The sequence below is a fragment of the Halopseudomonas pertucinogena genome, from assembly GCF_014646575.1.
Classification (GTDB): domain Bacteria; phylum Pseudomonadota; class Gammaproteobacteria; order Pseudomonadales; family Pseudomonadaceae; genus Halopseudomonas; species Halopseudomonas pertucinogena.
The window spans coordinates 180,414-195,033 of sequence record NZ_BMNN01000003.1; the positions used below are offsets into that span (position 1 = coordinate 180,414).

14 protein-coding genes and 1 pseudogene are annotated in these 14,620 nt (G+C 63.2%); 2 read left to right on the plus strand and 13 right to left on the minus strand.

Annotated features, from left to right (window positions below):
• Window positions 1-34: 34 nt before the first annotated feature.
• Window positions 35-1,000, minus strand: a complete 966-nt coding sequence (locus IEW63_RS08700) for an NAD(P)H-dependent flavin oxidoreductase (protein ID WP_188636227.1) — start codon at window positions 998-1,000, stop codon at window positions 35-37.
• A 224-nt stretch (window positions 1,001-1,224) separates the two neighbouring features.
• Between IEW63_RS08700 and IEW63_RS14655 the strand changes: the two are divergent.
• Window positions 1,225-1,437: pseudogene (locus IEW63_RS14655) on the plus strand (glycerophosphodiester phosphodiesterase family protein); the annotation flags it as partial.
• Window positions 1,438-1,607: 170 nt separating this feature from the next.
• On the opposite strand, the gene der reads toward IEW63_RS14655, so the two are convergent.
• From der to trmJ, 12 genes are all read right to left on the minus strand, one after another.
• Window positions 1,608-3,056, minus strand: coding sequence for a ribosome biogenesis GTPase Der (gene der, locus IEW63_RS08705; protein WP_188636228.1), 1,449 nt, complete (start codon window positions 3,054-3,056; stop codon window positions 1,608-1,610).
• A gap of 91 nt (window positions 3,057-3,147) precedes the next feature.
• A complete protein-coding gene (gene bamB, locus IEW63_RS08710; protein ID WP_272872585.1) occupies window positions 3,148-4,293 on the minus strand; it encodes an outer membrane protein assembly factor BamB in 1,146 nt (381 codons plus the stop codon).
• On the minus strand, window positions 4,290-4,934 hold the full coding sequence (locus IEW63_RS08715; RefSeq protein WP_188636229.1) for a YfgM family protein: 645 nt from the start codon (window positions 4,932-4,934) through the stop codon (window positions 4,290-4,292). Before IEW63_RS08715 ends, bamB begins: the two co-directional genes overlap by 4 nt.
• A 35-nt stretch (window positions 4,935-4,969) precedes the next feature.
• Window positions 4,970-6,247 carry a histidine--tRNA ligase gene (hisS, locus tag IEW63_RS08720; protein WP_272872586.1) on the minus strand — a complete coding sequence of 426 codons (1,278 nt, stop codon included), beginning with the start codon at window positions 6,245-6,247 and terminating at the stop codon, window positions 4,970-4,972.
• 26 nt (window positions 6,248-6,273) lie between these two features.
• The gene (gene ispG / locus IEW63_RS08725) at window positions 6,274-7,386 is read right to left on the minus strand and encodes a flavodoxin-dependent (E)-4-hydroxy-3-methylbut-2-enyl-diphosphate synthase (RefSeq protein WP_188636230.1); all 1,113 of its coding nucleotides are present in this window, start codon (window positions 7,384-7,386) and stop codon (window positions 6,274-6,276) included.
• Window positions 7,387-7,395: 9 nt separating this feature from the next.
• On the minus strand, window positions 7,396-8,343 hold the full coding sequence (locus IEW63_RS08730; RefSeq protein ID WP_188636231.1) for a RodZ domain-containing protein: 948 nt from the start codon (window positions 8,341-8,343) through the stop codon (window positions 7,396-7,398).
• Window positions 8,343-9,101, minus strand: coding sequence for a type IV pilus biogenesis/stability protein PilW (pilW, locus tag IEW63_RS08735; RefSeq protein WP_188636232.1), 759 nt, complete (start codon window positions 9,099-9,101; stop codon window positions 8,343-8,345). Before pilW ends, IEW63_RS08730 begins: the two co-directional genes overlap by 1 nt.
• Before the next feature lie 23 nt (window positions 9,102-9,124).
• A complete protein-coding gene (gene rlmN / locus IEW63_RS08740) occupies window positions 9,125-10,270 on the minus strand; it encodes a dual-specificity RNA methyltransferase RlmN (RefSeq protein WP_188636233.1) in 1,146 nt (381 codons plus the stop codon).
• A gap of 34 nt (window positions 10,271-10,304) precedes the next feature.
• Window positions 10,305-10,736 (minus strand): nucleoside-diphosphate kinase, encoded by a 432-nt coding sequence (gene ndk / locus IEW63_RS08745; RefSeq protein WP_188636234.1) that lies wholly within the window; start codon window positions 10,734-10,736, stop codon window positions 10,305-10,307.
• Between the two features lie 119 nt (window positions 10,737-10,855).
• Complete coding sequence (locus tag IEW63_RS08750; RefSeq protein WP_188636235.1) at window positions 10,856-12,010, minus strand: IscS subfamily cysteine desulfurase; 1,155 nt, start codon at window positions 12,008-12,010, stop codon at window positions 10,856-10,858.
• Between the two features lie 8 nt (window positions 12,011-12,018).
• Window positions 12,019-12,843, minus strand: a complete 825-nt coding sequence (gene cysE / locus IEW63_RS08755) for a serine O-acetyltransferase (protein WP_188636236.1) — start codon at window positions 12,841-12,843, stop codon at window positions 12,019-12,021.
• Between the two features lie 2 nt (window positions 12,844-12,845).
• The gene (gene trmJ, locus IEW63_RS08760) at window positions 12,846-13,625 is read right to left on the minus strand and encodes a tRNA (cytosine(32)/uridine(32)-2'-O)-methyltransferase TrmJ (RefSeq protein WP_188636237.1); all 780 of its coding nucleotides are present in this window, start codon (window positions 13,623-13,625) and stop codon (window positions 12,846-12,848) included.
• A 147-nt stretch (window positions 13,626-13,772) separates the two neighbouring features.
• Here trmJ and IEW63_RS08765 point away from each other — a divergent pair, with 147 nt between their 5' ends.
• Window positions 13,773-14,588, plus strand: coding sequence for an inositol monophosphatase family protein (locus IEW63_RS08765; RefSeq protein ID WP_188636238.1), 816 nt, complete (start codon window positions 13,773-13,775; stop codon window positions 14,586-14,588).
• The last annotated feature ends 32 nt before the right edge of the window (window positions 14,589-14,620 follow it).

Sequence of the window (14,620 nt, forward strand, 5' to 3'; positions counted from 1 at the left end):
GCGCGGCGATGACCGCCGCGTCCTCCGGCACATGTCAGAGCGCCGCGATCCGCTGCCTCGCCGCCTCGTACTCGGACTTCAGCCGATTGATCAGCTCCACCGCCGGCACCACCTGCTTCACCGCGCCCACGCCCTGCCCGGCGCCCCAGATATCCCGCCAGGCCTTGGCCCTGCTGCTGCCACCGGAACCGAAGCTCATCTTCGACGGGTCCGATTCGGGCAGTGCGTCCGGATCGAGCCCGCTGTTGACAATGCTCTGGCGCAGATAGTTGCCGTGCACGCCGGTGAACAGGTTGGAATACACGATATCCGACGCGGTGCTGTCGACGATCATCTGCTTGTAGGCCTGATCGGCATTGGCCTCCTCGGTGGCGATGAAGGCAGACCCGACGTAGGCCAGATCGGCACCGGCAGCCAGGGCAGCGAGTATGGCGTTGCCATTGGATATCGCCCCCGACAGCAGCAACGGACCGTCGAACCATTCACGGATCTCATGGATCAGCGCAAAGGGCGACAGCGTCCCGGCATGACCACCCGCACCGGCGGCCACAGCAATGAGACCGTCGGCGCCTTTCTCGATGGCCTTTCTGGCAAAGCGGTTGTTGATGACGTCATGCAACACGATACCGCCGTAGGAATGGATGGCCTCGTTCACGTCCTCACGGGCGCCGAGGGAGGTGATCACGATCGGCACCTTGTACTTCACGCACAGCGCCAGATCCTGCTCGAGCCGATCATTGGACCTGTGCACGATCAGGTTCACAGCAAAGGGGGCCGAGGGTCGATCCGGGTTGGCGGCATCGTATTCGGCCAGCTCTGTGGTGATACGCTGCAGCCACTGCTCAAGCATCTCCAGCGGACGGGCATTGAGTGACGGGAACGAGCCCACTACCCCGGCCTTGCACTGAGCAAGTACCAGATCCGGGTTGGAAATGATGAACATCGGTGAGCAGACTACCGGGACCGAGAGGCGACCCTTGAGAACATTGGGCAGAGACATGATCACTCCATGGAAAACAGAAATTGAAACGGCCGGACAGATCAGTCATCGGACCGGGCGTCACCGCCGAGCCGTTAACCTAGCAACCTGCTCCGGCACCTGCAACCGCTATGGTCCGAGCGTATGAGGGGTGCTTGCAGTCGGTTATGGTGGCGTTCAGAAAAACGTCACCTGTTGGTCATCAACGATGCGAATACTGGCTGGGCAGTCCCCATCCCATCCGAAAGGAGCTGGTCTGCCGTCACGCCTAGAACGACCTGCATACCACCACCAATATCGTCCCCGACGCCACCACGCCGGAAGAATATGTCGGCGGCACGGCGGACTGGCGAACCGATCTCTATGCCAGCCGCGGCACCCTGCTGACCCACCGCGAGAGCATCGAACTGTTCCGTGCACTGGGTGCGAAATTCACTCCGGAGCTGAAACAGCCGGTGGCTCATCGATGTGCTGGCCAGGCAGGTAGGCGTGATTGGCGTATTCTCGGACTGGCCCGCCACCACGACCTTCTATGCACACTGCATGAAACCGGGGCATCGCCACCGAATGTAAAGCCGTGGATGCGCGCCTTGCACAGCGCAGGCGCGCACTCTTTGGCAGCGGAAGATCAGCGCTTCTTGTCCCGGCGCTTCTTTTCGGCCTTCTTGTGGTGGCTCATCAATCGCCGCTTCTTGTTCACCTGGCGCTCGGAAAGCTTGTTCTTGTTCTCCGCATAGGGGTTGTCACTGCCCTTGTACTCAACCCGGATCGGCGTGCCCGACAGCTTGAATACCTTGCGGAAGACGTTCTCCAGGTAGCGGGTATAGGAGCGCGGCACCGAGTCGACCTGGTTGCCGTGAATCACGATGATCGGCGGGTTGGAGCCGCCCAGGTGGGCATAGCGCAGCTTGATCCGCCGGCCGTTGACCAGCGGCGGCTGGTGTTCCTCCACCGCCGCTTCGAGAATTTCCGTCATGCGCTTGGTGGGGATCTTGGTCATGGCGCTTTCATAGGCCTGATCCACGGACTTGTAGAGCAGCCCCACGCCGCTGCCGTGCAGTGCGGAGATGAAATGCTGATCGGCGAACTGGGTGAAGATCAGCCGACGCTCCAGCTCCTTCTTCACGTATTCCTTTTCGCCCGGCTCCATGCCGTCCCACTTGTTGATCGCCACCACCAGCGCACGACCGGCGTCGAGTACGAACCCCAGCAGGTGCAGGTCCTGTTCGACGATGCCCTCGCGGGCATCGACCACGAAGATCACCACGTTGGCATCCTGGATCGCCTGCAGGGTCTTGATCACCGAGAACTTCTCGATCGCCTCGAACACCTTGCCGCGGCGCCGCACCCCGGCGGTGTCGATCAGGGTGTAGGGTTTGCCGTGACGCTCGTACGGGATGTAGATGCTGTCGCGGGTGGTACCGGCCTGGTCGAACACCACGACCCGGTCCTCCCCGAGCATACGGTTGACCAGGGTCGACTTGCCGACGTTGGGACGACCGATGACCGCGATCTTGGTACCGATTGGGGTCACCGGCGGGCGCTCGATCGGGTTGCCGTCCTCGTCCAGCTCCGGCGCCGCCTGGATGTCCCCTTTCACCAGCACCGCTTCGAGCATGGGGTTGATGTTGCGGCCGTGGGCGGCCGCAATGCAGATCGGCTCGCCCAGGCCCAGGGGCGCGAACTCGCCGATGATGGAGTCCTGGTCGGCACCATCGATCTTGTTGGCGATCAGGAAGGTATGCTTGTCGCGCTTGCGCAGATGCTCGGCAATCATCTCGTCACCGGCGGTGCGCCCGGCACGGGCGTCCACCAGAAACAGCACGGCGTCCGCCTCCTCGATGGCCTGCAGCGACTGACCGGCCATGATGGAATCGATGCCATGCTCGTCGCCGGTCAGGCCGCCGGTATCCACCACGATGTAGGGCCGGCCCTGCCAGACTGCCTCCCCGTACTGACGGTCACGGGTCAACCCGGCCACGTCCGCGACTATGGCGTCACGACTTTTGGTCAGACGGTTGAACAATGTGGACTTGCCGACGTTGGGCCGGCCCACCAGGGCAATAACAGGAACCATGAACACTCCGCGCACCGTTGGTGCCAAGCAAAAACAAAAAGGCCGTTGCCCTCAACCGGACAACGGCCACAAATTATAACCTGTTTCGGCTTCAGCGCAGCTGGTAGGCTGCCAGATCGCCGCTGTTACCGTAAACATACAGGGTACCGCTGCGCGCGATCGGGGGCACTCGCACCCCCTTGCTGTCGACGCGGACCCGGCCGACCAGTCGCCCGTCTGTCTGCGCCAGCAGATGCAGGTAGCCTTCGTAATCTGCCACCGCCACATAGCTGTTGAACGCCACCGGTGCTGTCAGCTGACGGCGCAGCAGCTGCTCGTTGGTCCACAGCGGGGTAGCGCGGTTCTGGTCGTAGGCTTCAACGGTACCGTCAGCCTTGCTCAGATAAACGCTGCCGAAGCCGGCGCCCGGGCCACCGTGGCTGGATGCGGGACGCTGCCAGCGAATATTGCCGGACTCTGCGTCCAGCGCCACCAGGTTGCCCTGATAGGTGGCCGCGTAAAGGGTTTGATCGTCAAGCAGCAGATGACCGTCAATGTCGACCATCCGCTCCAGTTCCGAGCGGCCCTGGGGCTGCGCCACGCGCTGTTCCCACAATGGAATACCGTTGCTCGCATCCAGCGCCACCACCCGGCCGCTGGCCAAGCCGGCATAGACGCGGTACAGGCTGACTACCGGCGTGCTGTGGCCACGCACCGTGAGCACCGGCAGGCTGGACTCGTACATCCAGCGCTGCTCACCGGTGCCGATATCCAGCGCGACCAGCTTGTCGTCCTGGGTCTGCACTACCACGATGTCACCGTTGGTCTGCGGCGGGGCCAGCACCTCGCTGGATACCTGGACGCGCCACAGCTCGCTGCCGTCGCTCTCGTCCAGGGTGATCACCGCGCCGTTCAGCGTGCCGAGCATGACCCGACCGCCGCCGGCGCCGACCGCTCCGGACAGCGGCTCCTTGAGCTTGACCTGCCAGTTGACCTTGCCGGTATCGCGGTCCATCGATACCACCCGGCCATTGGCATCGGCGGCGTACAGGGTCAGACCGTCCAGGGCCGGTTGCAGGTTGTTATACAGCTCGCCCTGGCCGACACCGATGTTGCGCTTCCAGCTGCGCTCCAGCTCGACCTCGGCGGTGAATTTCTCCAGCTCCATAGGGGGCAGCTCCTTCTTGGAAGCGCTGCCGCAGCCTGCCAGCATCAGTACAGCCAGCCCCGCTGCCAGTGTCAGGTTGATCCGCTTCAAGAGGCCTCCTCCGCCAGATCATCCAGCTTGAGTTGCAGTTGTGGGCGTGCGCGATTGTCCTCGGTAGCCTGCAGCGCGGCCTGATAGGCCTGGCGGGCGTCGGCCACCCGACCGAGACTGAGCAGCAGGTCGCCACGCACTTCCTCGCGGCCGGCCAGCAAGGCGCCGGAAACGGAGCCGGAAAAGAGGTCGAGCGCTTCCTCGGCCCTGTCGAGCTGCGCCAGTACCCGTGCCAGCCTCTGGGTGGCAATTTCCTTCAGGGCCTGGTCGTCGGCCTCCTCGGCCACTTCACGCAGCAGATTCTCCGCCGTGGCGAAATCACCGCTTTCCACCGCCAGACGCGCCTGCATCAGTGCGGCAAACCGAGCGTATTCCGTGCCGGCATACTCATTGCGCAGCTGCTCGGCCAGTTCCGCTCCCCGCGCGCGACCCGTTTCGGTGTCGTCCTGCAGTACGCTTTCGAGCATGTTCTGATACACAACGGAGGCATTGAGGGCCTTGTTTTCCTGATGGTTGGTCCAGGCATTCCAGCCGAGCACACCGGCCAGCGCCAGCACAACGCCGGTCAGTACAGGCACACCATGGCGTTGCCAGACATCCCTGATGCGTTCAATCTGTTCTTCTTCCGTCTGGTAACTCACCCTGCTCTCCTTTACCGCGTCAGTTTTTCCGATTGTTATGACAGGTTGCGCAAATGCTGCGGCACATCGGCCCAGGCCATGTTCAGCTGTTCCCCATCCTCACGCAAGGGCTTGAGGCCGACCTGACCGGCCGCTGCCTCCGCCTCCCCGAGGATCAGCGCATACAGCGCTCCGGACTTGTCCGCCTTCTTGAACTGGCTCTTGAAACTTCCGCCGCCACAATGCACTACCAGGCGCAGTTCAGGCAAGGCGTCGCGCAACTGTTCAGCCAGGCAGATGGCCGCCTGCTGCGTACCCTCCCCGAGGGTGACCAGATAGACATCCACCTGCCGGGACAGTTCGGCGGGCACCTTGCCCAGGGTCTCGATCAGCAGCAACAACCGCTCCATGCCCATGGCGAAGCCGACCGCCGGGGCGGGCTTGCCGCCCAGCTGCTGTACCAGCCCATCGTAGCGGCCACCGGCGCACACTGTGCCCTGCGCTCCGAGCCGGTCGGTAACCCATTCGAACACGGTCAGGCCATAGTAATCCAGGCCGCGGACCAGACGGGGGTTGATCACGTAGGGAATGCCGGCGGCATCCAGCAGAGCACGCAGCCCCTCGAAATGCGCCCGGGCCTCTTCATTCAGGTAGTCGGCCAGTTTCGGTGCATCGACCAGCAGCGCCTGGGTGTCGGGGTTCTTGCTGTCCAGCACCCGCAGCGGGTTGGTCTCGAGCCGGCGCTGACTGTCCTCGTCGAGCCTGTCGAAGCGCTCGCGCAGATAGGTCACCAGGTCTTCGCGATAGCGGGCCCGGTCTTCACTGGAGCCCAGACTGTTCAGTTCCAGGGTCACCGCCTCGTGAAGGCCCAGCTTCTGCCACAGTCGCCAGCTGAGGATGATCAGCTCCGCATCGATGTCCGGCCCCGCCAGATTGAAGGCCTCGACGCCGACCTGATGGAACTGGCGATAACGCCCTTTCTGCGGCCGCTCATGGCGGAACATGGGGCCGGTGTACCAGACCTTCTGGCTGACGCCGCCACCGAGCAGACCGTGCTCGAGCATCGCCCGCACGCAGCCGGCAGTGCCTTCGGGGCGCAGGGTCAGGGAATCGCCATTGCGGTCGGCGAAGGTATACATCTCCTTCTCGACGATATCGGTCACCTCCCCGATCGAGCGCTGGAACAGCTCGGTGGGCTCGACGATCGGCAGCCGGATCTGCTGGTAACCGTAGCCTGCCAGCAGGCTGGCCACGGTACTTTCGAGGTATTGCCACAGGGCGCTGTCGGCGGGCAGGATGTCGTTCATGCCGCGCACGGCTTGCAGGTTCTTCAAGTTGCGTATTCCTTAGAATCGGGTGCTCAACCGCGGGCGATGGTGTTGTCGTCCAGCGCCTGCCTGGCTGCCACCTTGTCGCGGATGAGGCGCTCCAGGCGGTCAACCAGATTGTCATTGGTCACTTTCTCGCTGGGTGCGCCGTCGACATAGACCAGGTTGTTGGGGGTGCCACCGGCCAGACCGATATCCGCTTCGCGGGCCTCCCCGGGGCCATTGACCACGCAGCCGATGACCGCAACATCCATGGGCACCAGTACGTCGTCCAGGCGCTGCTCCAGCTCGTTCATGGTCTTGACCACATCGAAGTTCTGCCGGGAGCAACTGGGGCAGGCAATGAAATTGATCCCCCGGGAACGCAGGCGCAGGGACTTGAGAATATCGAAGCCGACGCGGATCTCTTCCACCGGATCGGCGGCAAGGGAAATGCGGATGGTGTCGCCGATGCCCTCGGCCAGCAGCATGCCCAGACCCACCGCGGATTTCACCGTGCCCGAACGCAGGCCACCGGCCTCGGTGATGCCCAGATGCAGCGGCTGCTCGATCTGCTGGGCCAGCAGGCGGTAGGCGCCCACGGCCATGAACACATCGGATGCCTTGACGCTGACCTTGTAGTCCTGGAAGTCCAGCTTGTCCAGGTAATCCACGTGGCGCATGGCAGACTCCACCAGTGCCTCGGGCGTGGGCTCCCCGTATTTCTTCTGCAGGTCCTTCTCCAGCGAGCCGGCGTTGACACCGATGCGGATCGGAATGCCATGGTGCCGGGCGGCGTCCACCACCGCCTTGACCCGGTCTTCGCGGCCGATGTTGCCCGGGTTGATGCGCAGGCAGTCAACGCCCAGCTCGGCGACCCGCAGGGCGACCCTGTAGTCGAAGTGGATATCCGCCACCAGCGGCATTCTGGTCTGCTGACGGATCTGACCGAAGGCCTCGGCGGCCTCCATGGTCGGCACCGAGACCCGGACAATGTCCGCGCCCACCGCTTCCAGCTTCTGGATCTGGGCTACGGTGGCGGCGACGTCGCAGGTTTCGGTATTGGTCATGCTCTGCACCGAGATTGGCGCGTCGCCGCCAACCAGCACCGAACCGACGCGAATCTGGCGAGACTTCCTGCGTGTGATGGGGGATTGCTGGTGCATTGTTACCTCTTACTGGCCCACGCGGAGCCGTGCCACGCCGGACTGGCGGTTGGCAGTCAGCTCCACCGGCTGGCCGTTGAATTCGATTTTGGATACGGCTTCGGCTGCGCCGATGACCAGATCCAGCGGGCCGTCCTGGGCAATAGTCAGGGTGTCCCCGGCATTCATCTGCCTGCTGTGCAGCACCCGACCGCCGGGTACGCTGACCTGCACCCAGCAATTGGCGGTGAAGGCCATGACCAGCCCGCGATCACCCTGCGACGCGGCCGCCTCGGGTACGGGTTCCTGCGATGCTGCCGGCGTGTCGGCGGGCGACACCGGATCTTCCGTCTGTTCGGCGCCTGGCTCCTGCGTACCATCGATCGACCCGGCCCCGGTGTCGGCGTCGGTACCGGCATCGACCTCGGCCTCGGCATCGGCATCGGCTGCGACATCTGCCTCTTCCGCCGGGCTGGTAAAGGCGTCCGGCAGGGTCATGGAGTCCACCTGCACATCGTCGATCAGGGCGCTGACGTCGCTGCGTTCCTGGGGCAGGCCCGGGTCGCGGCTGACGTTCCACCACCACAGGCCCAGCCCCAGCATGACCACCACGATCAGCACGGTGCTGAGCACCATGGTCAGGCGCGCACCGCGGCGCGGTACACCCTCGATCCGGTTGATCGAACTGACTCGGGTCTCGCGCCCCTCCGCGCCCACATAGCGGTCGTAATGCCGGGCCATGGTATTGGGGTCGAGCTTGAGCAGGCGCGCATAGGAGCGAACGTAGCCGCGGGCGAAGGTATCGCCCGGCAGCCGATCGAAGCGGCCGGCCTCAAGATAGCCAAGGGTGGTTCTCGACAGGTGCAGGTGGGTGGCCACCTCGTCGGTGGTGAATCCGACGCGCTCACGCTCCGCGCGCAGCAACTCGCCCGGGTTGACTACTGCTGAGCGGGTGCCGTTTTCCAGTTCTTCCGTCATCAGGAGGACTCCGATTCGGCCAGGGCCCGCGCTTCATCGGATGCCGGGTACAACCGCCGCAACTGCAGGGCGTAGCTGGCGGCCCGGTTATGGTCATTGAAGCGCCGCGCCAGTTGCACGCCGAGCCAGAGGCTGGATGCATTCTGCGCCGATAATTGGGTGAAGCCGAGGTAGTAGTTCCACGCCGGCACAAAATTCTGTTCGTCAAATTCGATACGGGCCAGTTCGAGCAGGGCCAGCGGCTGGCGGCTGTTCAGCCGTAACGCACGCTCGAAACTGGCCTTGGCATCCTCGGTACGGTCCAGCTGCCTGTAGGCCAGCCCGAGGTTCTCGAATACCCGGGAGCGCTCGGCATAGAAGGTATCCTCCGAGGCCTTGCGGAAATACTCCAGCGCCTCGGCATACCGCTTCTGCTCCATGAGGAAAGCGCCGTAGTTGTTCAGGATCCGGGCGCTGTTCGGGGCGCTGGCCAGCGCGGCGCGAAAGTGCTGCTCGGCGGATTTGGCCTCGCCCTCCTGCTGGAACACCAGGGCCAGGGCAACATGCGCCGCCTCTGAACGGGCATCCAGTTTAAGCGCTTCACGCAGCGGAGACTTGGCCCGCTCGGTCTCGCCCTTCTGCAGATAGCCCAGCCCGAGCTGAATGTAGGCATCGCGTGCCTCGCTGGGGTTGGCCTGACGCTTGGGCTGATCGGTGGTGGTCACACACCCCCCCAGCAGCAGGCCAAGCAATCCGATTGCGACAATATGCTTTCTCATCACTCTCGTTCCTCGATTGGATGTCATTGGCGATTTGTCGTCCGCGCTACACCGGGCTGCTCGTCGGCAAGCTGGCGTACCGCAATATAGCGTTCGCTGCGCCGGGTCCTGTCCATGACCTGGCCGACCAGCTGTCCGCAGGCTGCATCGATATCATCCCCCCGCGTGGTGCGCACGGTCACGTTGTAACCGGCGTTGTGCAGCATATCCTGGAACCGGCGGATGGCATTGTTGCTGGGCCGCTCGTATCCCGAATAGGGGAAGGGGTTGAAGGGAATGAGGTTGATCTTGCACGGCGTCTCACGCAGCAGCTCAATCAGCTGCTGAGCATGTTCCGGCTGGTCGTTCACATCCTTCAGCAGGGTGTACTCAATGGTCAGATAACGCTTCTCGCCCAACCCGGCGATATACCTGTTGCACGCCGGCAGCAGTACCGCCAGCGGGTACTTCCTGTTCAGCGGCACCAGCTGGTTGCGCAGTTCATCGTTGGGCGCGTGCAGCGACAGGGCCAGGGCCACATCGGTAACCTCGCCAAGCTTCTCGATCATCGGCACCACGCCGGAGGTGGACAGCGTCACCTTGCGCTTGGAAATGCCGTAACCCAGGTCATCCATCATCAAGGTCATGGCGTCGACAACGTTGTCGAAGTTGAGCAGGGGCTCGCCCATACCCATCATCACCACGTTGGTGACGGCCCGATCGACCTTGGCCGGCACCGTGCCGAACGACTTGTTGGCGATCCACACCTGGCCGATGATCTCGGCGGCGGTCAGGTCGCTGTTGAAACCCTGCTTGCCGGTCGAACAGAAGCTGCAGTCCAGTGCACAGCCGGCCTGGGATGACACGCACAGGGTGCCACGGCCATTCTGCGGGATGTACACCGTCTCGACACAGCTGCCGGATGCCACCCGCACTACCCACTTGCGCGTGCCATCCCTGGAAATATCCTCGCTGACCACTTCCGGGCCGCGAATCTCGGCGCGGGCCTTGAGCTTCTCGCGCAAGGCCTTGCCGATATTGGTCATATCATCGAAATTGTCGACACCAAAGTGATGTATCCACTTCATGACCTGCCCGGCACGGAAGCGCTTTTCTCCGATTTCCTCGAAAAAAGCTTCCAGCCCGGCCCGTGTCAGGCCCAGCAGATTTACCCTGGCGGTGTCAGTCATTGCGATACATCACTCATTCAGTGTCTGGAGCTGCTCAGCGGGTGCGCGGGCACAGCTCGGTTTCGGCGAAGAAGTAGCCGATTTCACGGGCAGCGGAAGTGGCGGAGTCGGAGCCGTGTACAGCATTGGCATCGATGGACTCGGCAAAATCGGCGCGGATGGTACCGGCGTCGGCTTCCTTCGGGTTGGTTGCACCCATCAGCTCGCGGTTCTTCAGGACCGCACCTTCGCCTTCCAGCACCTGAACAACAACCGGGCCGGAGGTCATGAAGCTGACCAGATCCTTGAAGAAGGGACGCTCCTTGTGCTCGGCGTAGAAGCCTTCGGCGTCAGCCTGGGACAGTTGAACCATCTTGGCGGCCACAACGCGCAGACCGGCCTGCTCGAAACGGCTCAGAATCTGACCGATGACATTCTTGGCAACGGCGTCAGGCTTGATGATGGACAGGGTGCGTTCTACGGCCATGTAACTCTCCAGAGGTTTGAAATGGATAAGGACAGATAACAGGAATTGTTAACCCGCAGATTATACGCAGGTTGACTGCAAATGCGTAACAGCGGCAAGGTGCCAGTTGCTACGCCGTATTACCTGCCCTGGCGCAGCCGCTCAACGGCTCTGCAAAGCACTTCAGCGGCATGATCGACGTCCTCCTCGGTGGTGAAACGGCCCAGCGACAGACGGATGGAACTGTGCGCCAGCTCATCCGGCAGGCCGATGGCGCGCAACACATAGGACGGCTCCACCGAGGCCGAAGTGCAGGCTGAACCGGTGGACAGCGCCAGGTCCCGCAGCCCCAGCAGCAGCAATTCGCCATCCACTCCGCTGAACGCGAGGTTGAGGTTGTGCGGCACGCGATGTTCGGCGCAGCCGTTCAGGGTGACACCCTCCAGCCCCTTCAGCCCGTCCAGCAACCGCGCGTGCAGCCCGGCGATGCGGCGGGTTTCCTCTGCCATTTCCTGACCCGCGATGGCGAAGGCTTCACCCATGCCCACCAGCTGATGGGGCGCCAGCGTGCCAGAGCGCATGCCCCGCTCATGGCCGCCGCCGTGGATAAGCGCCTCGATACGCACATCCGGCGAGCGCCGCACATAAAGCGCACCAACGCCCTTGGGACCGTAGCTCTTGTGGGCACTGAACGACATCAGATCGACCGGCAGCTTCTTGAGATCGATCGGCAGCTTGCCGGTGGACTGGGCGGCGTCCACATGGAAGAGGATGCCGCGCTCACGCGCCACCGCGCCCAGCGCCGCAATATCGTTGATCACGCCGATCTCGTTATTGACGTGCATCAGCGACACCAGAATGGTGTCCTCGCGCAGTGCCGCCTGCAGTTGTTCAGGGGTAACGCGACCATCGGCACCCGGCTTGAGCCAGGTCACCTCGAAGCCTTCCCGCTCGAGCTGGCGACAGGGATCGATCACCGCCTTGTGCTCGACCTGTGAGGTGATGATGTGCCGACCGCGCTCGGCGAACGCGTGGGCAGCGCCCTTGATCGCCAGGTTGTCGGACTCGGTGGCGCCGGAGGTCCAGACGATCTCCCGCGGATCGGCATTGACCAGGTCCGCTACCTGCCGGCGTGCCTGCTCCACTGCTTCCTCGGCCTGCCAGCCGTACAGGTGCGAGCGGGAGGCCGGGTTGGCAAAGATGCCATCCATGGTCAGACAGTTGCACATCTTCTCCGCGACCCGCGGGTCCACCGGCGTGGTGGCGGCATAATCCAGATAAACAGGTAATTTCATATCAGACCTCAGCGCTCGGTGGAGGCGTTGCCATCGGCTTCATTCGGCCGAGCGTCCGCTTCATCTATCAGCGCTTCAAATTCCTCTGTGTCCAGTTTCGGCAGATCGCGGGCACAGTAGTCGCTGCCCAGTTCGCTCAACGCCTCGCACATGCCTTCGATGCGACTATCCACCGCGTGCATGTGGTCCAGCATCCGGCTTATGGCCCTGGCGACCGGGTCCGGCATGTCGCGGGTTTCACCGTAGGCATCAAAACCCATCTTCTCGGCCATGGCCTGGCGCTTGCTGCACTCTGCCTCGTCAAGCTTGGTATCTCTCTCGTCGCGAACAATGATCCGACCGGGAATGCCCACCACGGTGGCACCTTCGGGTACCGCCTTGGTTACCACCGCATTGGAACCGACCTTGGCATTCCTGCCCACGGTGAAAGGCCCCAGTACCTTGGCGCCGGCTCCCACTACCACGCCGTCCTCCAGCGTCGGATGGCGCTTGCCCTTGTTCCAGCTGGTGCCGCCCAGGGTCACGCCCTGGTACAGAGTCACGTCATCGCCGATCTCGGCGGTTTCCCCTATCACTACGCCCATGCCGTGGTCGATGAAGAAACGCCGCCCCACCTTTGCTCCGGGGTGGATCTCGATACCGGTCAGCCAGCGGCCCAGGTTGGACAGCATGCGCGCCAGCAGGCGGGCGTCGCGCAACCAGAGCCAATGTGCGAGACGGTGGAACCAGATAGCGTGCAGTCCCGGATAGCACAGCAGCACCTCCCACTTGCTGCGGGCAGCCGGGTCACGATGGAATACGCTGGCGATATCTTCTCTCACGCCTTCAAACATGTTTACTGCCTCCGCGCACCGGCCGCCTGGACGCCGATGGCCTTCTGGGTTTCGGTGAGGATGCCGCGCAGGATGTTCATCTCCACCTGATTGGGCTGGCCGCGCTCGAACAGGCGGCGCAGACGGGACATGAGCTTCTTCGGGTGCTCCGGATCGAGGAAGCCGATCTCGATCATCACCTGCTGCAGATGCTGATAGAACAGCTCCATCTGCTCGGCGGTGACCGGCTGCTGATCGTCCGATGCCGCCACGCTCGAGCTGGCAAAGGTAGTTGATTGCCCCTGACGGCGCAGGCTCTGCATGCGCACCTCATAAGTGAGCACCTGCACCGCGGCCGCCAGGTTCAGCGAGCTGAACTCCGGGTCCGAAGGGATATGCACATGGTAACGGCAGCGCTGCAGCTCTTCACTGGTCAGGCCGGAATGCTCGCGACCGAATACCAGAGCTACCGGCCCCGCATTCGGGCCTTCCAGCTGATCGAGCACCTTGTCTGCCGCCTCCCGAGGGTCGACCACAGGCCAGGGAATGCGCCTGTCACGGGCGCTGGTACCCAGTACCAGCACACAATCGGCCAGCGCTTCCTCAAGGGTTGCCACCACCCGCGCTCCGGCCAGCACATCGTCGGCACCCGAGGCGCGGGATACCGCTTCAGGATCGGGGAAGCGCTCGGGATCGACGAGCACCAACTGGCTCAACCCCATGTTCTTCATCGCCCGGGCAGCGCCACCAATGTTACCGGGATGGCTGGTGTTCACCAGGACCACGCGTATCTTGTCGTACACGGACACTCCAGAGTTGCGCTCAGGCAGTAAGGGAAAGGCGCCTATCTTACTAAAATCTGCCGATGGCTGACTACGATGCACTTGTGCAAGTCCACTGGCAACTCTGCTATAATTTCCGGCTTTTCGTACCCTACCAGAGATACCCGTATGCAGCCCATGTTGAACATCGCCCTGCGCGCCGCACGCAGCGCAGGGGAATTGATCTACCGCTCCATGGACAGGCTGGACATCCTGACCGTCAATGAGAAGGAAGCGAACGACTACGTCAGCGAGGTCGACCAGGCTGCAGAACAGGCGATCATCCAGCAACTGCGCAAGACCTACCCCGACCACGGCATCCATGCCGAGGAATCCGGCTTCCAGCCCGGTCATGGCGAAGGCGCGGATATCGTCTGGATCATCGACCCGCTGGATGGCACTACCAACTTCCTGCGCGGTGTACCGCACTTTGCGGTCAGTATTGCCTGCCGCATCAAGGGCCGCATCGAGCACGCTGTGGTGCTGGACCCGGTACGCCAGGAAGAGTTCACCGCCAGCCGCGGCCGTGGCGCCGCCCTGAACGGCAAGCGCATCCGCGTCAGCCCTCGCAAGAGCCTGGACGGCGCGCTGCTGGGCACCGGCTTCCCGTTCAAGGAAGATCAGGTTGATTCACTGGATAACTACCTGGGCATGTTCCGCAGTCTGGTCGGCCAGACCTCCGGCATCCGCCGCTGCGGCGCCGCCAGCCTGGATCTGGCCTATGTAGCCGCCGGCCGCTACGACGCCTTCTGGGAATTCGGCCTCGCCGAGTGGGACATGGCTGCAGGCAGCCTGCTCATCCAGGAAGCCGGCGGACTGATCAGCGACTTCACTGGCGACAACCACTATCTGGAAAAAGGCCACGTGGTCGCCGGCAACCCCAAGTGCTTCAAGGCCGTGCTGACCTCCATCCAGCCGCACCTGACACCGGCGATGAAACGCTGATTTATCGCTCTGACGCCCTTCGGGGCGTCAGG

What these genes read in the sequence shown, in the direction of transcription:
- IEW63_RS08730 (WP_188636231.1), bottom strand. Translation starts at nt 8,343, where the DNA reads ATGACGGAAGAACTGGAAAACGGCACCCGCTCAGCAGTAGTCAACCCG.
- IEW63_RS08700 (WP_188636227.1), bottom strand. Translation starts at nt 1,000, where the DNA reads ATGTCTCTGCCCAATGTTCTCAAGGGTCGCCTCTCGGTCCCGGTAGTC.
- cysE (WP_188636236.1), bottom strand. Translation starts at nt 12,843, where the DNA reads ATGTTTGAAGGCGTGAGAGAAGATATCGCCAGCGTATTCCATCGTGAC.
- pilW (WP_188636232.1), bottom strand. Translation starts at nt 9,101, where the DNA reads ATGAGAAAGCATATTGTCGCAATCGGATTGCTTGGCCTGCTGCTGGGG.
- ispG (WP_188636230.1), bottom strand. Translation starts at nt 7,386, where the DNA reads ATGCACCAGCAATCCCCCATCACACGCAGGAAGTCTCGCCAGATTCGC.
- IEW63_RS08750 (WP_188636235.1), bottom strand. Translation starts at nt 12,010, where the DNA reads ATGAAATTACCTGTTTATCTGGATTATGCCGCCACCACGCCGGTGGAC.
- IEW63_RS08765 (WP_188636238.1), top strand. Translation starts at nt 13,773, where the DNA reads ATGCAGCCCATGTTGAACATCGCCCTGCGCGCCGCACGCAGCGCAGGG.
- rlmN (WP_188636233.1), bottom strand. Translation starts at nt 10,270, where the DNA reads ATGACTGACACCGCCAGGGTAAATCTGCTGGGCCTGACACGGGCCGGG.
- der (WP_188636228.1), bottom strand. Translation starts at nt 3,056, where the DNA reads ATGGTTCCTGTTATTGCCCTGGTGGGCCGGCCCAACGTCGGCAAGTCC.
- ndk (WP_188636234.1), bottom strand. Translation starts at nt 10,736, where the DNA reads ATGGCCGTAGAACGCACCCTGTCCATCATCAAGCCTGACGCCGTTGCC.